This window comes from Rothia sp. HMSC065C12, from assembly GCF_001812085.1.
Taxonomy (GTDB): Bacteria; Actinomycetota; Actinomycetes; order Actinomycetales; family Micrococcaceae; genus Rothia; species Rothia mucilaginosa.
The window spans coordinates 22,519-48,305 of the sequence record NZ_KV807676.1 but is presented as its reverse complement, the minus strand read 5'-3'; the positions used below and the strand labels follow the sequence as shown (position 1 = coordinate 48,305).

Annotated in this window: 23 protein-coding genes; 19 read left to right on the top strand and 4 right to left on the bottom strand. The window is 60.4% G+C overall.

The features are described 5' to 3' along the window. Window positions 1-43 precede the first annotated feature (43 nt). Window positions 44-1,507, top strand: coding sequence for a F0F1 ATP synthase subunit beta (gene atpD / locus HMPREF2836_RS03800; RefSeq protein ID WP_005507810.1), 1,464 nt, complete (start codon window positions 44-46; stop codon window positions 1,505-1,507). A gap of 2 nt (window positions 1,508-1,509) precedes the next feature. Continuing rightward, complete coding sequence (locus tag HMPREF2836_RS03795; protein WP_070629492.1) at window positions 1,510-1,767, top strand: hypothetical protein; 258 nt, start codon at window positions 1,510-1,512, stop codon at window positions 1,765-1,767. A 248-nt stretch (window positions 1,768-2,015) separates the two neighbouring features. Here the strand turns inward: HMPREF2836_RS03795 and nucS are convergent, their stop codons facing one another. Further along, window positions 2,016-2,729, bottom strand: coding sequence for an endonuclease NucS (nucS, locus tag HMPREF2836_RS03790; protein WP_005506450.1), 714 nt, complete (start codon window positions 2,727-2,729; stop codon window positions 2,016-2,018). A gap of 246 nt (window positions 2,730-2,975) precedes the next feature. On the opposite strand from nucS, the gene HMPREF2836_RS09105 reads away from it, so the two are divergent. Beyond that, on the top strand, window positions 2,976-3,302 hold the full coding sequence (locus HMPREF2836_RS09105) for an ATP/GTP-binding protein (RefSeq protein WP_083309155.1): 327 nt from the start codon (window positions 2,976-2,978) through the stop codon (window positions 3,300-3,302). Window positions 3,303-3,368: 66 nt separating this feature from the next. Continuing rightward, window positions 3,369-4,187, top strand: coding sequence for an alpha/beta hydrolase (locus HMPREF2836_RS03785; RefSeq protein ID WP_070629491.1), 819 nt, complete (start codon window positions 3,369-3,371; stop codon window positions 4,185-4,187). Between the two features lie 184 nt (window positions 4,188-4,371). Here HMPREF2836_RS03785 and HMPREF2836_RS03780 read toward each other — a convergent pair whose 3' ends face one another. Beyond that, complete coding sequence (locus HMPREF2836_RS03780; protein WP_070629490.1) at window positions 4,372-5,658, bottom strand: AI-2E family transporter; 1,287 nt, start codon at window positions 5,656-5,658, stop codon at window positions 4,372-4,374. A gap of 294 nt (window positions 5,659-5,952) precedes the next feature. Between HMPREF2836_RS03780 and HMPREF2836_RS03775 the strand changes: the two genes are divergently transcribed. From HMPREF2836_RS03775 to HMPREF2836_RS03745, 7 genes are all read left to right on the top strand, one after another. Beyond that, a complete protein-coding gene (locus HMPREF2836_RS03775; protein WP_070629489.1) occupies window positions 5,953-6,936 on the top strand; it encodes a tetratricopeptide repeat protein in 984 nt (327 codons plus the stop codon). Between the two features lie 319 nt (window positions 6,937-7,255). Continuing rightward, window positions 7,256-8,254: an ABC transporter ATP-binding protein gene (locus HMPREF2836_RS03770; RefSeq protein ID WP_070629488.1), complete on the top strand. Its 999-nt coding sequence runs from the start codon at window positions 7,256-7,258 to the stop codon at window positions 8,252-8,254. Continuing rightward, complete coding sequence (locus HMPREF2836_RS03765) at window positions 8,230-9,906, top strand: transporter (protein WP_070629487.1); 1,677 nt, start codon at window positions 8,230-8,232, stop codon at window positions 9,904-9,906. The genes HMPREF2836_RS03770 and HMPREF2836_RS03765 overlap by 25 nt, the downstream gene beginning before the upstream one ends. A 303-nt stretch (window positions 9,907-10,209) precedes the next feature. After that, window positions 10,210-10,509, top strand: coding sequence for a DUF3039 domain-containing protein (locus tag HMPREF2836_RS03760; RefSeq protein ID WP_005506434.1), 300 nt, complete (start codon window positions 10,210-10,212; stop codon window positions 10,507-10,509). 264 nt (window positions 10,510-10,773) lie between these two features. After that, on the top strand, window positions 10,774-12,561 hold the full coding sequence (locus HMPREF2836_RS03755; protein WP_005507820.1) for a DEAD/DEAH box helicase: 1,788 nt from the start codon (window positions 10,774-10,776) through the stop codon (window positions 12,559-12,561). A 333-nt stretch (window positions 12,562-12,894) separates the two neighbouring features. Continuing rightward, the gene (locus HMPREF2836_RS03750; protein WP_141752102.1) at window positions 12,895-14,322 is read left to right on the top strand and encodes a transcriptional initiation protein Tat; all 1,428 of its coding nucleotides are present in this window, start codon (window positions 12,895-12,897) and stop codon (window positions 14,320-14,322) included. A 71-nt stretch (window positions 14,323-14,393) separates the two neighbouring features. Continuing rightward, window positions 14,394-14,612: a hypothetical protein gene (locus HMPREF2836_RS03745; protein WP_070629485.1), complete on the top strand. Its 219-nt coding sequence runs from the start codon at window positions 14,394-14,396 to the stop codon at window positions 14,610-14,612. Window positions 14,613-14,825: 213 nt separating this feature from the next. Here the strand turns inward: HMPREF2836_RS03745 and HMPREF2836_RS03740 are convergent, their stop codons facing one another. Continuing rightward, complete coding sequence (locus HMPREF2836_RS03740; protein ID WP_049326936.1) at window positions 14,826-15,452, bottom strand: isochorismatase family protein; 627 nt, start codon at window positions 15,450-15,452, stop codon at window positions 14,826-14,828. A gap of 73 nt (window positions 15,453-15,525) precedes the next feature. Next, window positions 15,526-16,824, bottom strand: a complete 1,299-nt coding sequence (locus tag HMPREF2836_RS03735; RefSeq protein WP_070629484.1) for a nicotinate phosphoribosyltransferase — start codon at window positions 16,822-16,824, stop codon at window positions 15,526-15,528. 228 nt (window positions 16,825-17,052) lie between these two features. On the opposite strand from HMPREF2836_RS03735, the gene clpS reads away from it, so the two are divergent. From clpS to HMPREF2836_RS03695, 8 genes are all read left to right on the top strand, one after another. Continuing rightward, window positions 17,053-17,373: an ATP-dependent Clp protease adapter ClpS gene (clpS, locus tag HMPREF2836_RS03730; RefSeq protein WP_005507825.1), complete on the top strand. Its 321-nt coding sequence runs from the start codon at window positions 17,053-17,055 to the stop codon at window positions 17,371-17,373. Then, window positions 17,373-17,999, top strand: a complete 627-nt coding sequence (locus tag HMPREF2836_RS03725; RefSeq protein ID WP_070629483.1) for a DUF2017 domain-containing protein — start codon at window positions 17,373-17,375, stop codon at window positions 17,997-17,999. The genes clpS and HMPREF2836_RS03725 overlap by 1 nt, the downstream gene beginning before the upstream one ends. A 154-nt stretch (window positions 18,000-18,153) precedes the next feature. Continuing rightward, entirely contained in the window at window positions 18,154-19,206 is a 1,053-nt protein-coding gene (murI, locus tag HMPREF2836_RS03720) for a glutamate racemase (protein WP_049362042.1), read from the top strand. Next, window positions 19,197-20,090, top strand: coding sequence for an MBL fold metallo-hydrolase (locus tag HMPREF2836_RS03715; RefSeq protein ID WP_005507828.1), 894 nt, complete (start codon window positions 19,197-19,199; stop codon window positions 20,088-20,090). The genes murI and HMPREF2836_RS03715 overlap by 10 nt, the downstream gene beginning before the upstream one ends. Before the next feature lie 105 nt (window positions 20,091-20,195). Further along, complete coding sequence (rph, locus tag HMPREF2836_RS03710) at window positions 20,196-20,927, top strand: ribonuclease PH (RefSeq protein WP_005506419.1); 732 nt, start codon at window positions 20,196-20,198, stop codon at window positions 20,925-20,927. A 38-nt stretch (window positions 20,928-20,965) separates the two neighbouring features. Beyond that, window positions 20,966-21,622: a non-canonical purine NTP pyrophosphatase gene (locus HMPREF2836_RS03705; protein WP_070629482.1), complete on the top strand. Its 657-nt coding sequence runs from the start codon at window positions 20,966-20,968 to the stop codon at window positions 21,620-21,622. A gap of 320 nt (window positions 21,623-21,942) precedes the next feature. Further along, window positions 21,943-23,172, top strand: a complete 1,230-nt coding sequence (locus tag HMPREF2836_RS03700; protein ID WP_049350310.1) for an RDD family protein — start codon at window positions 21,943-21,945, stop codon at window positions 23,170-23,172. 223 nt (window positions 23,173-23,395) lie between these two features. Continuing rightward, the gene (locus HMPREF2836_RS03695) at window positions 23,396-25,498 is read left to right on the top strand and encodes a DNA gyrase/topoisomerase IV subunit B (protein WP_070629481.1); all 2,103 of its coding nucleotides are present in this window, start codon (window positions 23,396-23,398) and stop codon (window positions 25,496-25,498) included. Window positions 25,499-25,787: the final 289 nt, after the last annotated feature.

Genomic DNA, 25,787 nt, shown 5'->3' with positions numbered 1-25,787 from the left:
ACGAAGCCATCAACTGTCCAAACTTTCTAAGTAAGTGAGAAATATGACTGCCACCTACAACGAATCGGTCTCCGCACCGACTCAGGGCGCAACGGGTCGTATTGCCCGCGTCATCGGCCCCGTGGTCGACGTCGAGTTCCCCGCCGGTCAGGTCCCCGAGATTTACAACGCTCTGACCACCGAGCTGACCCTCGACGGCCGCACCCGCACCATCACCTTCGAGACCGCACAGCACCTGGGCGACTCAATCGTTCGCGCTATCTCCCTGCAGCAGACTGACGGCCTGGTCCGCGGTCAGGCTGTAGTCGACACCGGCGCACCGATCTCCGTCCCCGTTGGTGACGGCGTGAAGGGCCACATTTTCAACGTTCTCGGTGACGCACTCGACGTGCCGAACTCCGAGATCAAGGCTGACACCTACTGGCCGATTCACCGTGCCGCTCCCGGCTTCGCAGAGCTGGAAGGCTCCACCGAAATGCTGGAGACCGGTATTAAGTCCATCGACCTTCTGACCCCCTACATCAAGGGCGGTAAGATCGGTCTGTTCGGTGGTGCAGGCGTGGGTAAGACCGTGCTGATCCAGGAAATGATTACCCGTGTGGCTCGTAACTTCGGTGGTACCTCCGTGTTCACCGGTGTTGGCGAGCGTACCCGTGAGGGTAACGACCTGTGGGTCGAAATGGAAGAAGCAGGCGTTCTGAAGGACACCGCTCTTGTATTCGGCCAGATGGATGAGCCCCCGGGAACCCGTCTGCGCGTGGCACTGACCGGTCTGACCATGGCGGAGTACTTCCGCGATGTTCAGAACCAGGACGTGCTGCTGTTCATCGACAACATCTTCCGTTTCACTCAGGCAGGTTCTGAGGTTTCCACCCTGCTGGGCCGCATGCCCTCCGCAGTGGGTTACCAGCCGAACCTGGCGGACGAAATGGGTCTGCTGCAGGAGCGTATTACCTCCACCCGCGGTCACTCCATCACCTCCATGCAGGCAATTTACGTGCCTGCGGATGACTACACCGACCCGGCGCCGGCAACCACCTTCGCGCACCTGGATGCGACCACCGAGCTCTCTCGTGAAATCGCATCGCGCGGTCTGTACCCGGCAATTGACCCGCTGTCCTCCACCTCCCGAATTCTGGACGCACAGTACATCGGTCAGGAGCACTACGACACCGCAATTCGCGTGAAGGCTATTCTGCAGGAAAACAAGGAACTGCAGGACATCATCGCGATTCTGGGTGTGGACGAGCTCTCCGAGGAGCAGAAGATTGTCGTGGCACGTGCACGTCGTATCGAGCAGTTCCTCTCCCAGAACACCTACACTGCAAAGCAGTTCACCGGTGTCGAGGGTTCGACCGTTCCGCTGAAGGACACCATCGAGTCCTTCCAGATGATCTGCAACGGCGATGTCGACCACATCCCCGAGCAGGCGTTCTACAACATTGGTGGTATGGACGACGTTATGCGCCGCTACGAGGAAATCAAGGCACAGACTGGAGCTAAGTAATCATGGCTCTGAAAGTTGAAGTTGTTTCCCGCGAACGCGTCGTGTGGACTGGCGAAGCGAAGTACGTTCGTGCACGCTCCGTCAGCGGTGACCTCGGCATCCTGCCGGGCATGATCCCCACCTGCACGCTGCTGGCACAGGACGGCGAGCTGCTCATTGAACCTGTTGATGGTGAGCCCATTAAGACCATCCTCAACGCAGGTTTCTTGACCGTCTCGAACGATCACGTGACCATCGCTGCAAAGCACGCACAGATTTAAAGTCGGTTCTCTACAGAGGGAATTGACCGCTGTGTACACCTCGCCGGTGTTCCACCCTGAAAGGGGAGGGGCACCGGCGATTGGTGTATCCGGGGGTAGAGCATGGGCCCAGAAAGAGCGCGCGTGCAGAACGACAGCGTGCATAGAAAGATAATGCGCACAGAAAAGGGGCGCCTCCCATGTATCGGGAGGCGCCCCTCAAGCTATGTGCAGCCGCCTAGCTAGAGCCGTTTAGAACAGACGGTCAGCTAGAACAGACGGTCAGCGGAGTCGTCCACGCCGCGCATCGCGTCGTAATCCAGGCTCACGCAGCGGATGCCGCGGTCCTCAGCCAGGGTACGAGCCTGCGGCTTAATCGTCTGCGCCGCAAACACGCCGCGCACCGGAGCTAGCAGCGGGTCACGGTTGAGCAGCTCCAGGTAACGGGTCAGCTGCTCCACACCGTCAATATCGCCCACACGCTTGAGCTCGACCGCCACGGAGACGCCGTGCGCATCCTTCGCCATGATGTCTACCGGACCGATAGCGGTCGGGTACTCGCGGCGTACCAGCGAATAGCCCTCACCGAGAGTGTGGATCTGCTCGGCGAGCAGACGCTGCAGGTCAGCCTCCACACCGTCCTTGATGAGGCCAGGATCAACACCCAGGTCGGTGGCGTGTTCGTGCTCAATCTTGTAGATGCGAATCATGAGGCGGTCATCGCTCTTAGCTGCCTGAACGGTCCACAGCTGCTGAACATCGGACTCCAGGTCCTCACGGATGCTCTGCGGAACGTCCTCACGCTCAGCCACCAGCAGGGAGCAGGGAGGGCTCATCCAGTTCAGAGGCTTGTAGGAACCGCCGTCGGAGTGAATGAGGACGGAGCCGTCATTCTTGACCATCAGCAGGCGGGTAGCGCGGGGCAGGTGGGCGCGGAGGCGGCCCTCATAATCTACGGAGCATTCAGCAATGACAATACGCATCCGTCCACTCTAGCAGGTACGAGTGTTTGGCTCTAGCAGGTGAGGGTATGAGTTAGGGAACCTGAGCTTGGTACAGGTCGCGGTACAGGGGACAGTAGGGAAGTACGGCACAGTAGGGAGGGGCGGTACAGAGCGGGGGAGTACCGCCTCAGCATGAGTACCAGGCCAATATGAGGAAGGGCGTAGAGCGAACAGCGGCAGGGCTGGTAGATAGAGATAGCTGAGCGGCGCGGTAGAATAGGGCTCATGGCACGTAAGAATCATCCCGGCAGGCGAGTATCCGGCACCACCAGCGATAAGTGGCACCGTCAAGCACCCGCAGGGCGTGATATCAGCAGGATCCTCGATCCTGCGCCCCGACTGGAACGTGACCGATACGGTGACTGGCTGGTGCAATACATTCCCGCCGTCAACGCCCAAAAAACCTACACCTGCCCCGAATGCTACCGCCCGATTCCGCCCAGAACAGCGCACCTGGTGGTGTGGCAAGAAAGCCACACAATGGGCCGTAGCCGCGCCATTGACGAGCGCAGGCACTGGCATCAGCATTGCTGGCGCACTCGCCGCAAATAGGCTGAACAGTGCACTTGAGGTGCAGCCCAAGACCATATTCTCGAATCCATTTCTTGAAGGAACGCAATGAGCAACACCGCCGATATCACCCGCGAGCAGGAATTCGATCCCGCCCGCTACGTCTTCAGCACCGCCGCTGAGCCCACCCCCATTAAGGCACGTACTGTGCTTCCGGCACGCCGCGAGAACTTCACCGTCACCACCGCGGACGGCAAGCGCCTCGTCGGTGAACTCGCCCTGCCCGAAGGCGAAGTCAAGGCAACCCTGGTGACCTTCCACCCGCTGCCCACCCACGGCGGCTACATGGACTCGCACGTGTACAAGAAGGCGTCCTTCCGCCTGCCGGCGCTGTCGAACATTGCAGTGCTGCGTTTCAACACTCGCGGCACCTCCTCGATTCGCGGCACCAGCGAAGGCGTCTTTGACGGCGGCTTTGCCGAGAAGAAGGACTTCGACGCAATCCTGAAGTTCGTACGCGAGCGCGCCCTGCCGAACCCCTGGCTGGTCGGCTGGTCCTTCGGCACCGAGCTGGTGCTCAAGTACGCGCCCGAATACGCAAACGAGTTCACCGGCGCTATTCTGCTCTCTCCGCCGCTACACCGCGTGCACCCGGCTGAGTTGGACGAGTGGAACAAGATCTCGAACCCGCTGTACGCGCTGGTGCCCGAGCACGACGACTACCTGCAGCCTCCTGCGGCGCGCGAGCGTTTTGCGGCTGTACCGCGTACTCAGGTGATTCCCTTTGAGGGTTGCAAGCACCTGTGGGTGGGCGAGAAGTCCGTGCAGCAGGTCCTCAACACCGTGGTCAGCATCGTGACCGGTGTTCCCACCGAACTGCCCACCGAATACGACGGCCCGGTGGCAGAAGAAATCACTGAGCTTTAAGGTTTGGCATAAAAACACGGCATAAAAACGCTACATAAAAATATCAAGGCGGCGGCTTTGGATAGAACATCCAAAGCCGCCGCCTTCGTATCTATACGCGATGCGTGCCCCGCGGGAAGAGTAGCGAGCGCGTAGAGAAACCTAGAGCTGTTTACAGCTGGAGGTGACTACAGTTGGGCGGTGACTACAGCTGATCCTGGCGAGGAATGAACACCTCACGCACCAGAATCAGCATGGAAGCCGCCGCCGGAATAGCAATCAGTGCGCCCAGCACGCCCCAAAGCGCGCCACCGGCAGCCACCGAAATAATCGCAACACCGGCAGGGACCGACACAGCGCGAGCCATAATACGCGGAGAAATCAGGTACGCCTCCACCTGCAAGTACAGGAAGTACGCCACCGCAAACCACAACGCCAGGCTCCAGCCCTGGGTCAGCAGAATCAGCGAGGTCAAAATCAGCGCAATCACGCCACCAACCAGCGGAATGAACGCCAGAATCATGACGACCAAAGCCATCAACTGCGGGAAGCTGAAGCCCACAAACAGCATAATAAAGAACGCCACAAAAGCGTTCAGAACAGCAACCAGAGCCTGACCCATCACGTAGTTACCCACCGACTCGGTAATCTTGTCGGTAATATACTTGACACGCACACGCTTAGACGCCGGCGCCAGGCGCACACCCCACGCCTTGATGGTGTCCATTGAAGTGAGGAAGTACAGGGACAGGAACAGCACAATAATCACGCCGGTCACGCTCTGCGCCAGGGTAGAGCCCGCAGAAACCAGGCTCGACATGAAGCTATTGACCTGCGAAGAGGAGAACGTTGTCTCCAAGAACTTCGGGATGTTCTCATTCACCCAGGTGCTGATATTAAAGCGCTGATCAAGCTCGTGGTACCAATCAGAATCAATCGTGTTCTGATAAATACCCGGCGCATACTGGATAAATTTAGAAGCCTGCTCGCTAATAACCGGGCCAATCGTCATGACCAGACCGGTCACGGCGCCAGCAAAACCAGCAAGCACAGCAATCACGCCGATACCGCGCTTAATGCCCCACGACTCCAGGCGGCGCACAATCGGGTCCAGACCCAGAGCAATGAAAATAGCGCCGGTCACCCAACCCACCAAGGCACCCACATTATTGAAAATGTAGTAGGCGAAGAGCGCCAAACCCACGCCAACGGTCATGAGGAAACCAAACGCGACCGGGTTGTGCATCATGGATGCCTTGCCGTTGCCGACCACCTTCGGGGCGGGAGGCGCATCCTCAGAAGCGGCGGGGACCACCGGAATAGTATCCGTAGGAGGCATGGAAGCGCGGCGGCGGTTAGAACGCACCTGGCTAATGCTTTCGGTCAGCTCGCTGAAAGTCTCCGTTATCTGGTCGGTGAGGGATTCCTTCTTGCGTGGCTCGTCGGACGATGTTGTCTCTTCGTGAGCTGCTGAGGCTTTCTTCTCGCTCATGCTCTTCCTTTCCGGATCATTCCGGGTATTTTTTCTCTACTGTGCCATTCTACCGGCTGGTTTACTTTGTTACGGCGTCAACGGTGAATCCCAAGGGCAGGGGAGTGCATGTGGGAGAGGCATCTGCAGAGTGGTTCGGGCGCTAACCTAAACACTATCCCCGGCATGAGCTCAGAGCGTAGGCGGCAAGGAACGCGCGCTTGCAACGGCGCGTTGTGGAGATAATAGAGGAAGGAACGCGTGAAGGATCTAGCCCGCACGCAACAATAGATACAGAACGTAAAGGAGCCCAGGATGAGCATTATTTTTGATCCGGCAGACCGCGGCACATCCCAGAACGCGGCACAGGGTAACGTCGCGCAGGGTGGTGCAGCGCAGGAGATTCCCGCCTCCGTACGCAACGCCATGGAACTGAACCCCAACGCGGCACAGTCTGCTGGCGAACAGGGTGGCGAGCAGACCCCCTCCGCCCCCACCTGGCGTTACGAGGTCAACACCCCCGAAGAGTTCCAGAAGTTCGTGCAGCTTTCCAGCCAGGGTGCCGTGATTTTTACGCTCTACGCGCCGCACTCGCCCTCCTCCCTGCAGATGCTCGAAGGCGTGCAGAAGCTCGTTGACTCCGCCGCAGGTAGCATGATTTGCGCCGCCGTGGACGTTACCAAGCTCCCCGAAGCTGCCCAGGCATTCGGCGTGAGCGGCGTGCCCGCGGGAGTTGCCGTTCTGGCGGGCCGCCCGGCACCGATTTACACCGGCCCGGTCAGCGCAGAAGACCTCGGCGATGTGCTCTCCCAGGTTCTGCAACTCGCGGCACAGTACCAGCTGCCCGGCGGCTTCGACCCGGTCGTTCCCGACGATGAAAAGCCCCTGCCGCCCCTGCATGCCGAAGCCGTCGCCGCCCTTGATCGCGGCGACCTGGAGGGCGCCCGCGCCGCATACCGCAAGGCAATCACCGAGAACCCCGGCGATAAGGAAGCGAAGCTCGGCCTGGAACAGGTTGAACTGCTCGCCCGCGTGAAGGACCTGGACATGGCAACCGAACGTGCGGCGGCCGCAGCAGATCCCATGAACATTGACGCCGCGTTCAACGTAGCCGACCTGGACCTGGTAGGTGGTCATGTGGAGGACGCGTACAACCGTCTGCTGCGCCTGTTCAGCGCGGTAGGTCCCGATGATAAGGCGTGTGTGCGCGAGCGCCTCGTGCAGCTCTTCGATGTGGTGGGTGCATCTGACCCGCGCACCGTCAAGGCGCGGGCGGCACTGACCATGGCGCTGTTCTAAAAATATCTGTCACCCGGGAAACGTCATGAGCCGGTCTAGCTAGCTCTGGCTAATCTAGGCGGCTGAAACGTTGAATACGGACGGGCTATCGTCTACCCCTGCACTCCGGGCTGCGGGGGAGGCTGTAGCCCGTTCTGTTTTGCGGTTTTTGGCGGTTTTGAGGGTGGGGAGAGCTTATCGACTCAACCTGTCTGATAGCGCGCTAGGACGCTACGTATAGCACCCCGGAATGTCCATAATATGCGTTGTGAGTACTTAATAATGCAGGTTTCATCACCAAACCTGCTAGACCTCATGGGGGGGGTGATAGGGTGAAAATATGAACACTAGTCACTTTCCCCAAGACCCGAACCCGCAAGAACCAGGTTCACCGCAGAACCCGGTACAAGAGACGGCAGTAGAGGCAGCACCCGCCACGGCAGTACCTCAAGCTATAGTCCCCGAATTTGCAGCGCCGGAAGCTGTAAACCCTGAGCCTGCAGCTCCGGAAGCTGTAGTTCCCGCGTCGGTAGCACCGCAGCTACCCGTCACCCCGCAGGCCGCACCGGCCGCTGGCGCCCGCCCCGCCATCGAAATCCGCGGCCTCACCAAGGCGTTCGGTCAGAAGGTCGCCGTCGACCGCATCAACCTGGACATTCCCTCCGGATCGTTCTACGGGCTGGTCGGCCGCAACGGCGCCGGTAAAACCACCACCATCTCCATGGTCACCGGCATGCTCAAGCCCAATGAAGGCACCGCCTACGTGCGCGGCATCGACATGTGGGCCGACCCGCTCAAAGCCAAAGCGCACCTGGGTGTGCTGCCCGACGGCGTGCACCTCTTCGACAAGCTCACCGGTGAACAGCTCATCACCTACTCCGGCTACCTGCACGGGATCGATAAGGAAACCGTTGCCTCCCGCGTCAAGGACCTGCTCGCCGCAATGGACCTGACCGACGCTGCGGGCCGTGCCGTTGCCGACTACTCCGCCGGTATGACCAAGAAGATTGCGCTCGCCGCCGCTCTCGTTCACGCGCCCTCCGTGCTGATCCTGGACGAGCCCTTTGAGGCGGTCGACCCGGTTTCCGCCGCTAATATTCAGGACATTCTGCGTGGCTTCGTTGCCTCCGGCGGAACTGTCATTATCTCCTCGCACGTGATGGACCTTGTCCAGCGCCTGTGCGACCACGTAGCCGTCATGGACTCCGGCCGTATTCTCGCCGCCGGAACGGTCGATGAAGTACGCGCCGGCATGAGCCTTGAAGAACGATTCGTGCAGTTGGTCGGCGGCCGCACCTCCTCGGAAGGATTGTCATGGTTGGGCACCTCGTCTCACTAAAGTGGCAGTATGTGCTCGCTTCCTTCCGCCGCAGCATCTGGGCACTGATCGGCCTGATTTTTGCGGCGCTCTACGCGGGCGGTATGCTCTTCGGCCTCGGCTCCGCATACTTTATCGCTAACTCGGAGGTACCCGAATACGGTCAGCTCGGAACCCTCCTGGTAGGCGCGGTTATTGCGCTCGCCTGGGCTATTGTCCCCATTTTCTTTAGCGGACTGGACGGCACCCTGGACGAGAGCCGATTCGTGCTCTTCCCCATCAAGCCCTCCACCCTGCAGAAGGGCCAGTTCCTCGGCGGGTTCGTGGGTATCCCCGGCATTGCCAGCATCATTGCCGTGCTGCTGGGTGCGATCGCGTTTATATCGCAACCGCTCGCGCTGGTCGTGTACCTCATCTGCTGCGTGCTCGGCCTTGCGAACCTCATGGTGTGGGCTCGTCTCGCCAACCGCCTGGGCATGGCGCTGAATGATAACCCGCGCATCGCCAACACCCTGATGATCGTTGCCATGCTACTGATGATGAGCGCCGGCTTTATCTTCGGTGGAACGATAACCTACCTGACCAAGCACTGGGAAGAGGTGCTGCCCTACCTGCCGTGGCTCAGCGTGACGCCCTTCGGGTCGGCATTTGCGGTGCCCTACTTTATGGCGACCGGCAATATGGGTACCGCCCTTGGTTGCCTGGCTCTGACCCTCGTCTACCTGGCTGGCGGATGGTGGCTGTGGGGTAAGAACCTGGCACGCTCCATGGCGAATGTGGGCAGTAGCGCGCACCACGCCAGCGCTGCCGAAGTCGCCGCAGGTGATTTGGGTCTGTTGGCACGGTTCCCCGCAACCCCGCGTGGCGCCGTGGCGGCACGAACCCTGCACTCATTTCTGAAAGACAACCGTCTGCAGCTGCTGACCGCAAGCACCGCCATGCTTTATCTGATACTGACGGTGGCTATGCCCCTGTTCCTGAGCTCTGTAGGCTCCTTCGAAAGTCGGGCCAGTTTTAACGGCGTCAACGCGGCTGAAGCTAACCAGATCATCAATAGCGGCGTGATGCAGCTCTTCGGATTCTGGATGTACTTCTGTACTGTCTTCACCGGCTACTACATGTGCTACCTCGTCTCCTACGACAACACCGCATTCAGCCTGCACGTGCTCTCCCCGCTACGCGGTATTGACGATCGTCTCGGCCGTCTTTGGGGTTACAGCATCCTGATGGTTCCGATCGTGGTGGTGATGGTGTTCGTCGCCTCAGCGGCAAATGGACACCTGGAGCTTTTCCCCATCGTGCTGATGCACCAGCTGGGCGTGCTCGCCGCAGCGGCTGGTATGGGCAGCGTGATGGACACCTTCATTAGCCCGCCCGTGGCGCCTCCGGGTGCTAACCCGTTCAAGAACCCGAAGAACAATGAGGGCTTCGCTAATCAGTTGCTGCTCATGCTCACCGTAATTCTGGTGATGCTCAGCGCGCTACCCGGCGGTATCTCGGTTGTTGTGTACATTTTCGTGACCCAAGATCTACTAACCCTCGTCTTCGGTGGCTTGATTCAGCTCCTGATTGGTGCCGCACTGCTCGTGGGTGGCGTGGCGTGGGGCGGTCACCGCTACGACAAGGTCAGCTCCAAGATGCTGGAACGCGTGGCACGTTTCCAGGCGAACTAACAAGAGTCGAAGCTCCAGCACATCAGGAATAAACGAGAGGGGTTCCGTGTTAGGTACTACGCCTGGCGCGGAACCCCTTTTCTATGCTTCTATGCCGCCCGAAATTCTAGCCCCGAACTTCTAACGGAAAGAAGCTCACCGCAATACCTAAGAGTCTATGGTTGAGCTGTGGCCTGCCTCCATATTGACCGCCCGGGGGCTCAGCACCTCCCAACTGCTACTAAAATAGAGAAGGCGCCAATCACCCAACCGTGCAGCGGCACCCCTCACCCTATGTATCCCACCTCATCATCAAGGAGAAACATGAGCTCGATCGAAGGCATCGAAGACCCCTTTGGCCCCGGAACCGCAGGCGGCACCGCCCTGCTCGAACGCGAAGAAACCCAGCTTTCTGAGCCCGGCGACCACGAGCGCTTCTCCCACTACGTACGCAAGGAAAAGATCCTCGAATCGGCGCTGACCGGTGAACCCGTGCGCGCCCTCTGCGGCAAAATGTGGGTACCCGGCCGCGACCCGCAGAAGTTCCCCGTCTGCCCCCAGTGCAAGGAAATCTACGAAGGCCTCGCACCCGGCAACGACGGCGACAACGGCTCCGGCGAATAATACACGCCAGACGACACGCCTCAGACAACACATCTCAGACAATACGCCTGAATAAATACGAATAAATAACACGCCGCAGCAGCAAGACTCAACGGCCCAACACCGCTCATGAGACTTTGCTGACGAGCACTAAATTCTTGCACCACAGCCCGGCCCAACCCGCGGATGTGGTGCTAGAATTTAACCTCGCTGTGCCCGGCGGGCATCAGCCGTCCCGAGCCTAACCCGCCGCAACAGCAGATGCAGACGAGGAAGAAGGAGAGAATGAGCGCACCCGCAGAGGAACCCACACTATTCGACAGTATGGTGAAGCCGAAGCTCTCCCCGGCATACCCCGACCGCGCCCCCTGGGGTACCTCCGTCAGCCTGCGCGCCTGGCAGGCAGAAGCCATGCAGAAGTACTTCGAAACCAACCCCCGCGACTTCATGGCAGTCGCAACCCCCGGCGCGGGTAAAACCACTTTCGCGCTCACCCTCGCCAAGGAACTATTCAACCGCGGCACGGTCCGCCAGCTCATCGTTGTGGCGCCGACTGACCACCTGAAAAAGCAGTGGGCAGACGCCGCCGCGAAGGTCGGTATTCCCATTGACCCGAACTTCAAGAACGCGGATGTGACCATCAGCCGCCACTACAAGGGCGTGGCGCTGACCTACGCGCAGGTGGCGAATAAGCCGCAGCTGCACGCCCGCAACACCGAGGAAACGAAAACCCTCGTGATTTTTGACGAGATTCACCACGCCGGTGATTCCCTTTCCTGGGGTGACGGCCTGCGTGAAGCGTTCGACGACGCGACTCGCCGCGTGGCGCTGACCGGTACCCCGTTCCGTTCGGACACCTCCCCGATTCCATTCGTCACCTACGAGGTCGACAATGACGGTATCCGCCGCTCCAAGGCAGACTACTCCTACGGTTACGGCCCCGCGCTGAAGGACCACGTGGTGCGCCCGGTCATCTTCATGGCGTACTCGGGCCAGATGCGTTGGCGCACTTCCGCAGGTGAGGAAATGGCGGCAAACCTCGGCGAAGGCTTCACCAAGGACATCACCTCCCAGGCGTGGCGAACCGCCCTCGACCCTAACGGAGAATGGATTCCGACCGTGCTCGCGGCGGCCGATAAGCGCCTGACTGAGGTGCGCCGCACCGTGCCCGACGCCGGTGCGCTCGTCATCGCTACCGACCATGCGGACGCCAAAGCCTACGCAGAGCAGATTCAGAAAATCACCGGCGAATACCCCGCCGTGATCCTCTCTGACGACCGTGAAGCCTCCGCGAAAATCGACGAATTCCGTGAAGGCATGCAGCGCTGGATGGTTGCCGTGCGCATGGTGTCCGAAGGCGTGGACGTGCCCCGCCTCGCCGTGGGCGTGTACGCCACCAGCACCAGCACCCCGCTGTTCTTCGCCCAGGCGATTGGCCGTTTCGTGCGTGCCCGCAAGCGCGGCGAAACAGCCTCCGTGTTCCTGCCGTCCGTGCCGCAGCTGATGATGCTCGCCAACGACATGGAAGTAGAACGCGACCACGCCCTCGACCGCGGCGCACCCCAGGAAATCGACCCCATGGTTGAGGGCCTGGACGATCACCTCCTTGAAGAAGCAAACCGCGAGGAGCGCGCCTCCGAGCAGCTGGCACGCGGCAAGTTCGAGGCGCTCGGTTCCGAGGCATCCTTTCACGGTGTGCTGTTCGACGGCGCCGAGTTCGCCTCCGGCAACCTCGCCGTGGGTAGTGAGGAGGAGCAGGACTTCCTGGGTATTCCGGGCCTGCTGGATGCCGAACAGGTCGGTACGCTGTTGCGAGCGCATCAGCGTGAGCATGCGGCGCGCCGCCCGGCGACTGCGGCGCCTTCGGTGGTGGATCACCGCCAGTTGAAGGAGCTACGCAATAAGCTGGCGAAGAATGTGGCGGCGTGGTCGATTCGTTCGGGTCAGCCGCACGGCGTGATTCATAATGAGCTGCGTAAGATTTGTGGCGGCCCGGCGGTCGCGCAGGCTTCTGCTGAGCAGATTCAGGCGCGTATCGATAAGCTATCGGACTGGTTCGTGGGCCGACGCTAGAACGTGGATAGAACAACGTGAATAGAACGTAGGGAAAAGCCCCGCGAGTGTGTATGCGCTCGCGGGGCTTTTGTGTGCATAAAATGCAGAAATATTGGGTCTGAGGCGCGATAATCATGGCAACGCGGAGATAGAACGTGTAGCCTAGTGGGGGTAAGTTCTTTAGAAAACACGGCATAGTCGCCGGGCTTAGGGAACTTTCCATTGATGCGCAGCATATAGGTTTATGCTGGGTCATCAAAACTCTAAGAAACACCATGCAACCAACCCCATGAAGGCGCGCACCCGGATAGCGCGCTGTGGGACGGTTGCACCAACCATTGAAGGACAGTGATGTCTCATATTTCTCGCCGTAAGGTCGTGAAGGGGGCCGCCTGGGCAACCCCCGTGATTGCGGCTTCTTCAGCAGTGCCGACCTTCGCCTCTTCTGTGGACTGTACTTTTGCAGAGAACGCCTACGCGTCTTTTAGAGGGGAGGGTAATTCTTATCGGGTAGAGGAAGAATTTTCCATTCCAGCGGGCACCCATAAGCTACGTTTTGAGTTGACCGGCGGGGCAGGCGGAAGATACGAGAAGGGCCTGGATGGAGGGTCCGGCGCCAAGGTCAGCGGAATCGTTGAAGTGAAACCCCACCAGACCGTCAAAATTATTGCTGGCGGCGGCGGTAGCTATGCTCCCGAGGACTACAAAGTCGGTGGCGGATACCGAACCGCTCCGGTAAAGGGTGGATACGGATTCGGTGACGGAGGCTCGACTCCTGAAGTGAGAATCCCTAACGATGTTATGGATAAAGTATCTGAGCGCTGGGTCTGGGCTAGTCAATGGGCTCATGGCCGTAACCCTTGGCCGATTGAAGAAGTCTATGGATGTTCTGGAGGTGGCTCCTCAGCATTGCTGATCGATGGTGAAGTCATTGCTGTTGCCGGTGGTGGCGGCGGCGTCTCTATCTCCGGACAACCGTACGCCACACAGCCTTATTATTATCATTTCCCCAATATTGTGGACGTTCACATGACCGACCCCGAGCACCCGACCCACGCACCTGTGTATAGCGCAGCTGGCGTTGCTGGCGGGGCTCGTGGTGGTGACGCCACCGAAGGCCACGAATACTATGCTCAGGATTTGAACCTTGAACTGACTGTTAAAGGCGGTAAAGGTGGAGGTAATGGTATTGGTGGTGCCGGTGGCGCTAAGTCGATCGTGATGACCGGTACTCCCAACAGCATCTTTAGCTTTGATAGTCAGAATAAGCAGGTGCTTTATAGCTCCTCGACTGCAGGCAACCCCGGCACTAACGGCCTGAATGGTAAAGGCGGCGACGGCGTAATGTCGGTGAGCTACCAGCTGGACGATAACAAGGCATGGTGGCGTCAGGACGACGTAGAAGTTCTTGAATTCCCCGATGGAACTCGCAAAGAAATCCACTATTACGGAGTCGCGCCCTACTTTAATGGTGCGCAGATTATCGTCTCCGGTGGTGGCGGCGGCGGTTACGGTGGTGGCGGCTCCGGCGCGGCTCTCTCGCAGTCATCTATCACAATTGCCCAGAAGTGGAATAACAACCCGAAGGGTATTCGCCAGAGCATCAGCTATGTGCAGCTGGCTGGCTCTGGTGGTGCGGGTGGTTCCTACCTGGCGCCGCAGGTGATGGAGGGGGAGATTTCTAACTCCAATAACGTCACTTCCAGCGAGGCATTCAGCGGAGCAACGTACTCTCATAATGGTATCGTGAAGGTATTCCTTTGCCAGACCGGAAAGTAATTTGATATTGCTTAAGCGCATGTTGAACTAGCTACTACCGGTAGCAGTTCTTGGCTTGAAGCCCCGCGAGTGTGTATGCGCTCGCGGGCTTTTTTGCGCCCGGAAACGTCGGCTCCAGCTACGCCATTAGCCCGGTCTGCCGCCTGGAATGGGTGCGCGGCGGCTCCGGTGGTGCAGGCGGATCCTACCTGGCGCCGAATGTGCGTAACGGTGCGATCGTTGGCACTAAGGAGGCGCCGGCCGGCCCGAACGTGCGCGTGAACGGCATGGCGGAGGTCCGCTTTAAGTAAGCGGCTCAATCTGCTACATAACCGCAGAGGTTTCATGACCTCGGCTGGTTGCAGGCACGATAAGTTATGGGCACGCCAGGATATTGGGCACGCTAAGAGGGGGGGGGGGAGCCTGGGATAGTACATCCCAGGCTCCCCGCCTCTGTGTATTCAACGTCTCTGTATCTTTAGTACCCGCCTGAAATGGCGAGTCACCGGCAGAGCTAGTGGAGGTTAGAGAACCTCAACCACCTCGACGCCCTCATCTTCAAGCTCGGCAACCACGTCGTCGAGCTTGTCCTCGTGCACGGGCGCGGTCAGGTCAACCAGAACGCGAGTCTCGTAGCCTGCATCGACCGCATCGCGAGCGGTTGCCGACACACAATAATCGGTGGCGATACCGACAACATCGACGAACTCGATACCGCGCTCATCCAGCCACTCCGACAGGGGAGTCTGCGGGCCGTCCTCGGACGCATCCGCACCGGGCTCGTGCTCGCCGGTTGCGACCTCATCCTCGGGGGCGAGAAGACCCTCAAAACCCGAGTACGCTGCCTCGAAGCGGCCCTTGCGGAAGTACGCCTCAATGTAGTCGGTGTCCAGGTTCTCGTGAATCTGCGAGCCTTCGCTCTTGGCGACGCAGTGCACCGGCCAGGAGTCAACGTAGTCGGGGGTGTCAGAGAAGTGCGAGCCCGGATCGATATGCCAGTCCTGGGTGGCGACAATCGCGTCGTAGCGGTGGTGGTTGTTCTCCACGTATTCGCTAATCAGCGCGGCAACGTCCGCACCGCGCTCGGTGGCGAGGGCGCCGCCGGCGCAGAAATCGTTCTGCACGTCAACAATAATCAGTGCCTTAGACATGTCTGTCCTTTACAAGTAGGAATGAGTTTTCACTCTGATTCGCCAGGTGAAAACAGTATCTCAGAAGGGTGGTTTAGATGAATTCGGTCGGAATGATCGGCTCACCCTCCGAGAGGCGGTGGGCAGCTTCGGGAAGCTCAGCCAGGGATGCTACGTGGCGGGCGGTTGCGCGGCGCACACCTTCCTCGCCGGTGAAGCCGGGGAGCAGCTCGCCGTTGCGGACGAAGTCCACCATGAGCGGGCGGGTGCCCTCGAGCAGGTTCGGGTCCTCGTGGGTGCCCAGAACCTCGGCGGTCGCAATGCCCATGCCATTGAGGCGGCGGGCCGCACGCTTGGCGCCACCGATGGACGCCTTGCCAGCCGACGCCTTAGCGACCGGCTGCATTTCACCGGCAGAGTTCTCACGCTCAACAACCTTGTACACCATGGAGGAAGTCGGCGCGCCGGAGCCGGTGACCAGCTTGGTGCCCACGCCGTAGGAGTCCACGGGCGCTGCCGCCAGGGATGCGATGGCGTACTCGTCCAGGTCGCTGGTGACGGTGATCTTGGTGTGGGTGTTGCCGAGCGAGTCGAGCAATTCACGCACACGTGCCGCGGTGGCGACCAGGTCGCCGGAGTCCAGGCGCACGCCGCCGAGCTCTTCGCCCGCGAGTTCCACGCCGAGGCGGACTGCCTCGTCCACGTTGTAGGTGTCGACGAGCAGGGTGGTGCGGGCGCCGAGGGAACGCAGCTGCGCCTCGAACGCTTCACGTTCGCTGTCGTGCAGCAGGGTGAACGCGTGGGCGCTGGTGCCGATGGTGTGCAGGCCGTAGCGCAGGCCAGCCTCCAGGTTGGAGGTGCCCGCAAAGCCGGCGATAACGGCGGCGCGTGCGGCGGAGACGGCGGCGCGTTCGTGGGCGCGGCGCGAACCCATTTCGAGGCAGGGGCGGTTGCCAGCGGCTGCGCTCATGCGGGAGGCGGCGCTCGCCACGGCGGAGTCAAAGTTCAGGATGGACAGCAGGTAGGTTTCGAGGACGCACGCTTCGGCGAAGGTGCCTTCGACCTGCATGACGGGGGAGTGGGGGAAGAACGCTTCGCCTTCTGCGTAGCCGCGGATATTGCCGCTGAAGGTGAAGGATTCGAGGTAGGAGAGGGTTTCTTTGTTGACGATGTTGCGGGAGGAGAGGTAGGAGAGTTCTTCGTCGTTGAAGCGGAAGTTTGCGAGGCCTTCGAGGAATCGGCCGGTGCCTGCGAGGATGCCGTAGCGGCGGCCTGCGGGCAGGCGGCGGGTGAAGACTTCGAAGGTGCACTTACGGTTGGCTGCGCCGGAGGCGAGTGCCGCCTGGAGCATGGTCAGTTCGTAGTGGTCGGTGAGAAGGGAAGTAGTAGCCATGTGTTTATTGTAGTGGGGGATTAGGGTATTTTTCCTCTTGAGTCGGCGTGTCAATCACTACATAAAGTATTCTTGACTCTAAGTGCTGTAGTATGACAAATTACCAGCACTCTGTGCGGGAGCAACGCAGGACGAACACCGGGGTAGTGCAGGACGAACACCGGAGCAACACAGGGGCAACACATACCCGCCCGTATAATCAAAGGGAACCGGCCGCAAAGGAAACCAATGAACACTACCGCCGTGACCCTCTCCACCGGAACACTCGAGGACACCGACCTCGACACCGCCCTGGAGAACATCCTCGCCACAGACACCCCCTGGAAAGTCATCGTCTGGAACGACCCCGTCAACCTCATGACATACGTGTCCTACGTCTTCCGCAGCCACTTTGGCTACTCCCGCGCCCGCGCAGAAGAGCTCATGCTGCAGGTGCACAACAACGGCAAGGCAATCGTCTTCACCGGCTCGCGCGAAGACGCCGAAAAACACACCCAGGCAATGCATGCCTGGGGTCTGCTGGCAACCTTCGAGAAAGTGGAAAACTAATGGCGCGACCCTTCCGCCGCACCCCCGGAGGCTACACCGCCTCCTTCGAACCCGCCGAACGTGACCTGATCCGCGAACTCGCCGAAGACGTGCGCGCGCTACTACGCCCGGCAGATACCACCGCCGACGGCGGCACCGTCGACCCGCTGGAGGCGCTGGTCGGCATCACCGAAAACCCCACCATCCCCGCCGACAGTGCCGTAGCACGCCTGCTCCCCGCCGCAAGCAGTGACGACGAGGCCGCCACCGAATACCGCCGCTACACCGAACGCGACCTGCGCGAAACTAAGCGCGCGAACCTCGCCATGCTCGCCTTCGACATTGAGTCCAGCGACCTGCGCCTGAACGAAGAACACGCCCGCGCCTGGGCTGCCGCGCTCGGCGATATTCGCTTGGTGCTCGCCGACCGCCTCTACATCGTCGACGAAGACACCGCAGAAGATATTGCGGCGTTCACCGACCCTTCCGAGATCGAGACCCAAGAAGAGTACATGGCTGTGGTGTACAACTTCATCTCCTGGGTTCAGGACTCGCTCATGCTCGCCATGCTCGACGGGCTGGACGACGAAGAAACGACCGGCGGAGTATTTGGCGGGGAAAATGGCGGGGCAGACGAGCAAGAATAGAACGAATTTTTCGAATTACCCCTCAAACTATTGTCATATAAAACCACATAATGGTGGTTCTCGACTCATCTAACCGCTCAACGGACTAAAAGGGTAACCTTAGCGAGTTAGCATAGAACGTGGTACCCGACCGATAACGAAGTGTAGGTGACACATGAGTGACAGCATCGATGCAACCAATCCCTACCGTGCCCGCACCCCCTGGGGTAGCCCCGCGCCCGTAGGCCCCACCGCCGCGGCACCTATTGGCGTCTTCGACTCCGGTGTCGGCGGACTCACCGTGGCACGCGCCATCATGGACCAGCTGCCTCACGAACGCATCATCTACGTCGGCGACACCGCCCACGGCCCCTACGGCCCCCTCAAAATCGCAGAAGTACGCGCCAACGCGCTACGCATCATGGACGAACTCGTCGACTCCGGCGTGAAAATGCTCGTCATCGCATGCAACACCGCCTCCGCAGCGGTGCTCCGCGACGCCCGCGAACGCTACACCCGCCAGTACGGCATCCCCGTCATTGAGGTGATTCAGCCCGCTGCCCGCCGTGCGCTCGCCGCAACCCGCAACCGCAAGATCGGCGTGATTGCGACGGAGGCGACCGTCACCTCCCGCGCCTACGAGGACACTTTCGCAATCACCCCGAACCTTGAGGTGCACTCGGTGGCGTGCCCGCGCTTCGTGGAGTTCGTGGAGAAGGGCATTACCTCCGGCCCCGAGCTGCTGGAGACCGCCCGCGAGTACCTGCAGCCGCTCAAGGACGCCGGTGTGGACACCCTCGTGCTCGGCTGTACCCACTACCCGCTGCTGGCCGGCGTGATTTCCTACATTATGGGTGAGGACGTCACCCTGGTGTCCTCCGCGGATGAGACCGCGAAGGACGTGTACCGCGAACTGCTCAACCTCGCCATTGAAAGCCCGGTCCCCGAGGAAAATCCGCACCACGAGTTCCTCGCCACCGGCGAATCTGAGACGTTCTCGCAGCTGGCACGCCGCTTCCTCGGCCCCGAGGTCACCAACGTGCGCCACACCAGCTCCGTGGCGGAACGCTATCCGACCGGCTCGCTGGCGGCACTCACCCCCGAAATGCTTGCGGCACACCGCAACATTACCCTCGACGAATCGGCAGATCCTGCAGAGGCGGCACGCACCTCCGCGGACACCGAATTTTCTAGCACCACCCCTAAGGACGACACCTCATGCGTCTAACCGTTATCGGTTGCACGGGCTCCTTCCCCGGCCCCGTCTCACCGGCTAGTTGCTACATGCTCACCGCCACGGACTTCGCGGGTCGAACCTGGCGCATCATCATGGACATGGGCAACGGCTCACTCGGCATGCTCCAGCGCCATATCGACCTGAGCGATATCGACGCGATTCTGATTTCGCACCTGCACCCGGACCACTGCATCGACCTGTCCGGTCTGCACGTGGCGGTCAAGTGGGATCCGCGCGGCTGGCCCAAGGGCCGCATTCCGCTGTACGGTCCCGCCGCGATTAACGAGTACCTTTCGGCGACTCACGGCCTGGACCCGGATCCGGGCATGAGCACCGAGTTTGAGTACCACACCTGGACTGAGGGTGAGCCCGTGCAGATTGGTCCCTTCCGCGTGGAGCCGTTCCGTGTGGTTCACCCCTCGAAGGACCCGTACGCGCTGCGCATCACCTGCAACGACCGCGAGGGTCACACCGTGTTCTCGTACTCGGGCGATACCGACCTGTGCGAGGGCCTGGTCAAGGCTGCGCGCGGTGCTGACCTGTTCCTCTGCGAGGCCGCCTACCAGGAGGGCCGTGACGACGCTCTGCGCGGTATTCACCTGACCGGCAAGCGCGCCGGCGAGGCCGCCACGGAGGCGGGCGTGCGTAACCTGTTGCTGACCCACCTGCCCGTGTGGAACGACCCGGACATCGCCCGCGCGGAGGCGCGCAGTGCTTTCTCCGGCCCGGTCGGCATTGCCGAAATGGCGGCAAGCTACCGTATCTACCCGCGCCCGACGGAGGCTCACCCGGTCACATCTACCCTTAATGTGGTGGAGGTGCTCGATCCGCCGCTGAACACCGCGATTGCGCTGCCCAAGCCCGAGCTGGACTAGGCTAAAACGAGCTGGACTAGTTCAAACTGCGCTCAGCCCCGCCCACTTTTCGACATAGATTCAACAGACAGACACAGATTCCGCAGACAGATTCAAGGAGAACCCATGACTGCAACCCGCGAAGACGGCCGCGCCCTCAACGAGCTGCGCCCCATCACCATTACCCGCGGCTGGTCCCGCAACGCTGAGGGTTCCGCCCTCATCGAGTTCGGCAACACCCGCGTGCTGTGCACCGCATCCTTCACCGAGGGCGTGCCGCGCTGGCTCAAGGGCGAAGGTAAGGGCTGGGTGACCGCCGAGTACGCGATGCTGCCGCGCGCCACCAACACCCGTTCTTCTCGCGAGTCGCTGAAGGGCCGCGTGGGCGGCCGCACCCACGAGATTTCTCGCCTGATTGGTCGCTCCCTGCGTGCGGTCATCAACATGGATGAGCTGGGCGAGAACACCATCGTGCTCGACTGTGACGTTCTGCAGGCTGACGGAGGCACCCGCACCGCTTCTATTACCGGTGCGTACGTGGCGCTGGCTGACGCTATTTCTTGGGCGAAGGAGCAGAAGATTCTGCCCGCTAAGGCGAACCCGCTGATCGATTCGGTGTCCGCAATTTCGGTGGGCATTATTGACGGCACCCCCATGCTGGACCTGCCCTATACCGAGGACGTGCGCGCCGAGACCGACATGAACGTGGTCGTCACCGGCAGCGGCAAGTTTGTTGAGGTTCAGGGCACCGCCGAGGGCGCGCCTTTCGACCGCGACGAGCTCAACAGCCTGCTCGACCTGGCGCTGGAAGGCACCGCTGAGCTGGCTCAGATTCAGCGCGAAGCACTGGCACACTAACCCGTCCCAGTAACTAGTTCCGTCGACAAGGAGAAACTATGGCAGAGGCAAAGATTGTTCTGGCAAGCCACAATAAGGGCAAGCTCAAGGAATTGCGTGAAATTCTGCGCGGACGAATTGACGGCCTGGACGTTGACACCCAGGTGGTTGACGCCTCCAGCGTGAACGCCCCCGATGTTCCCGAGACCGGCGTGACCTTCGCTGAGAACTCTCTGCTGAAGGCGCGCGCTGTTGCCGAGGCAACCGGCCTGGTCGCTATTGCTGACGATTCCGGCCTGTCGGTGGATGTGCTCAACGGCGCTCCCGGTATTTTCTCGGCGCGCTGGGCGGGTCGCCACGGTGATGATTCCGCGAACCTGAACCTGTTGCTGGCTCAGCTGAGCGATATTTCTGCCGAGCACCGCGGCGCGAAGTTCTGCTGCGCGGCGTCGGTCGCCTCCCCGAACGGTTTTGAGGCGGTCGAGTACGGCGAGCTGCCCGGCGAGTTGCTGACTGCACCGGCGGGGGAGGGCGGCTTCGGTTATGACCCGATTCTGCGCCCCGTGGAGCTGAACGGTGAGAACGCCCTGTACGAGGGCCAGTACGCTGGTAAGTCTTGCGCTGAGATTCCCGCCGAGATTAAGAACTCGATTAGCCACCGTGCGCGTGCTTTTGAGGCGCTGATTCCTCAGATTGCTGCTGCGCTGACCTCCTAAAATCGCTGTCTAAAACCGTCGCTGAGACGCCAGAGCATACTCGCTGTGCCGCTCTGACTGTGCCTCTCTGTTGGGTGAAAATGCGGGGTTAGGTGCGATTTTTTCACGCATCCCTCTAAAATCCCCCACAGGGATACCAATTAAAGGCACAATAGTGTGAGAAGCTTTACCTCAAGGTTAGTGACACCAAAGAAACTCGTCTGTTGAAGGTACCTTCGGCAGACGAGTTTTGCTATTGAAGAGCCTTTCAACGCTGCATCTGCCAGATGCTTGCTGTCACCGACCGCGGTAGAAAAACCTGCAGCGAAAGAGACACACCGATGCTCATCCTTCTTCTGCTGATGGCACTCGCCCTTGCCGCCGGATGCTGGGCGTACTCCTACGTGTGGCGCGGACTGAACCGCCGCGTCATTGCCGCCGTGAAGGTGGTCGATCCGATGATTACGCTCGGCCCGTACGTCATGGCGGCGTGGGTGGCGTTCATGGCTCTAATCGCCACGAATATCTGGGCGACCGGAACCCTGCACACTGTGCTGACGATTATTTTCTGCGTGGTTGCCGCCGGTTGCCTCGGCTGGGCTGGATTCTGGTTGCTCATGCACTGCCTGGGCGGGCAGACCCCGGGCAAACGCCCGATGTGGTGGCGCGAGGCTGTTGCCGCGAAGTTCGCCTGGCGTAATCTCTCGCGCATGCCCGCCTACCTGGGTGCTCGCACCAGCATCCTGCCGGTGGAGAACCCGCATCTGACCAAGCCGTATTCGGGGTCGTGGACTCGCCCGCTCGGTGCGACCATGCCCGGGTACAGCTCCAACGGTGAGTTTATTGAGGGCTTTGACGAGTTCGGTCGCAAGATGCCGCATATCTACCCTGTAGGCCCTGAACCGACCATTTTTGAGATGGCGCGCTGGGGTAAGTCGGTCAGCTCCGATCAGCTGCTGACGACCTTCCTGCCGACGGCTCCGTTTGAGCGTCTGCGTCTGCCCGGCACCATGACGGGCCCCTTCACCTTTGCGGGGGAGGTGCCGCACGGTGCGGTGACGAAGTGGCCTCGCCGCAGCGGCGCAAACCGCGCCTTCGGCTCCTACGCTCGTCTGGGCGAAATCACCGAACGCAAGGTGGAGCTGCTGGTCGACCACCGCATCATTGCAGCGCTGCAGACCACCCGCGAAAGCTACGAACGCCGACACAGCTGGATGCTTGCCTTCACTGATATTGCAGACGGCGACTTCACGATGGACGCCGACGAGAATGGCAACCTGCGCATCACCTTCGGCATGATCACCGAGGGTTACGAGACTCCGTGGGTCTTCACCAGCACCCTGAAAGACAGCCCGCGCCTGCGCCGCAAGGTACGCCACGCCATGAGGGAACGCCGCGTGCTCAAGCAGAGCAGCGGCGAGCTGATGGACTGGTACTTCGTGCCGAAGCTCAGCGAATTCCCGCACGGCCCGGTCACGAATGAGCTTCCCGAAGAGTTCTACTTCAAGTCCAATATCATGGTCACGAACCGTCACGAGAGCTCCTCGCGTGCCTCGGGTGAGGCGCACTAGGGGAAGGAACGTGGGAGCAGAGCAGCGCATTAGCGGTGACTGTCATAATCACTCTTTTCCCCAAGCCACGCTAGAATAGAGTTCCGAACGTTGAACGCTCTGCGGGGCACGACACGCGTCGTGCCCCGCTGTCGTTCTGCCCCCGTAGCACTTGAGCCGGACCCGCACTCCGCCCGGTGGCACGCGTTCACCACCGCAGACATATTCACCCGAAAGGATTCCCGTGGCGTCTTCGAACTACACCGCCCGTCACCTCTCCGTGCTGGAAGGTCTGGAAGCTGTACGCAAACGCCCGGGTATGTACATTGGCTCCACCGACTCTCGCGGCCTGATGCACTGCCTCTGGGAGATTATCGACAACTCGGTGGATGAGGCGCTCGCCGGTTTCGGCCAGTCCATCCAGGTCATTCTGTACCGTGACGGTTCGGTTGAGGTGCGTGATGATGGTCGCGGTATCCCCACCGACATTGAGCCGCGCACCGGCCTGTCCGGTGTCGAAGTCGTGTTCACCAAGCTGCACGCCGGCGGTAAGTTTGGCGGCGGCTCCTATAACGCGTCCGGTGGTTTGCACGGTGTGGGTGCTTCCGTGGTGAACGCGCTGTCTTCCCGTCTGGATGTGCAGGTGGACCGTGGCTCGAAGACCTACCAGATGTCCTTCCGCCACGGCATTCCCGGCTTCTTCGAGTCTGGCCGCACCCCCAAGCCCGAAGATCCGTTCACTCCCGCAACCGAGGGCACTGACGCCTTGCAAATTGTGGGTCGCGCTAAGCGCGGCGTGACCGGCACCCGTGTGCGCTATTGGGCTGACCCGCAGATTTTCACCCCCGACGCTAAGTTCAGCTACGAGGACTTGGCTGCTCGTGCGCGCCAGACCGCGTTCCTCATTCCGGGGCTGCGTATTTGCATCCGCGATGAGCGCCGCCTGCCCGGCACCCCCGGCGAGTTGGAGCCCCACGAGGAAGTCTTCCAGTACGACGGCGGCATTAGCGAGTTCGTCGAGTTTCTGGCGCACGATGAGCGTATTACCGACACTTGGCGTTTTAGCGGCAGCGGATCTTTCACCGAGACCGTGCCGGTGCTGGGTGAGGACGGCCGCTCGCAGCTGACCGACGTGGAGCGCGATTGCGAAGTGGACGTTGCGCTGCGCTGGGGCATTGGTTACGAGACGACGGTCCGCAGCTTCGTGAACATTATTGCCACCCCCAAGGGCGGTACTCACACGACCGGTTTTGAGCAGGGCCTGCTGCGCGTGATGCGCAAGCACCTTGCCGATAATGCCCGCAAGTACAAGGTGGGTAACGACAAGATTGAGAAGGACGACGTGCTCGCCGGCTTGACCGCCGTGCTGACCGTGCGTCTTGCTGAGCCGCAGTTTGAGGGTCAGACCAAGGAGATTCTGGGTACCCCGGCGGTTCGCCAGATCGTGTCGAAGGTTGTGGGTGATGCGCTGAAGGCTCGCCTGGAGTCGACCGCCCGTGCGGAGAAGGCTCAGGCGACTGCTCTGTGCGAGAAGGTCGTCTCTGAAATGAAGACCCGCGTCTCGGCGCGCATCCATAAGGAAACTCAGCGCCGTAAGACCGCGCTGGAGTCTTCGTCCATGCCCACTAAGCTGGTGGATTGCCGTTCGACCAATGTTGAGCATTCTGAGCTGTTCATTGTGGAGGGTGACTCGGCGCTGGGTACTGCGCGTCTGGCACGTTCTTCTTCGTATCAGGCTCTGCTGCCGATTCGCGGTAAGATCCTGAACACTCAGCGTGCTTCGGTGACTGATGTGCTTGCGAATGCTGAGTGTGCGGCGCTGATTCAGGTCATCGGTGCAGGCTCGGGCCGTACTTTTGATCTGGACTCTGCTCGCTACGGCAAGGTCATTATGATGACCGATGCGGACGTGGATGGCGCCCACATTCGCACCCTGCTACTGACTCTGTTCTACCGTTACATGCGTCCGCTGATTGAGTCGGGTCGCGTGTACGCTGCGGTTCCGCCGCTGCATCGCGTGGAGGTGGTGCGCCGCGGTAAGCCGAACGAGATGGTGTACACCTACTCGGAGAAGCAGCTGCATGAGCTTCTGGATTCTTTGCAGGAGCAGGGTGTGTCCTATAAGGAACCCATTCAGCGGTATAAGGGTCTGGGTGAGATGGACGCCGATCAGTTGGCTGAGACCACGATGGATCCGCGTCATCGTATGTTGCGCCGTATTCGCATTGAGGATGCGGAGGCTGCCGAGCGTGCGTTCTCCTTGTTGATGGGTTCTGAGGTGGCTCCGCGTAAGGAGTTCATCATTGCGGGTGCTCATCAGCTGGATACTGAGAGCATCGATATGTAGCTTGCGGTACCTTGCGGGGGAGCGGTGCCTGGCGTGTCACATTCCATGATTTTTCCGTGATAATAGTCACACTATTTCTTGAAAATCTCAGTAAAATCGGTATGGTTTAGGCAAATTTAAGCTTTGAGCACTACTTGAACCACCTGTCATATTCCGGGAATCTGTCACCAAAATTTTGCAGAAATAATGTAAAAACGCAAAGTTTCACCGTGGTTCCGAAACTACCTCGCAACCCCGCAATGCACCACAGTGCTTCGCCCCTCAATCTACCCGCGCGTCGGGGGATAAC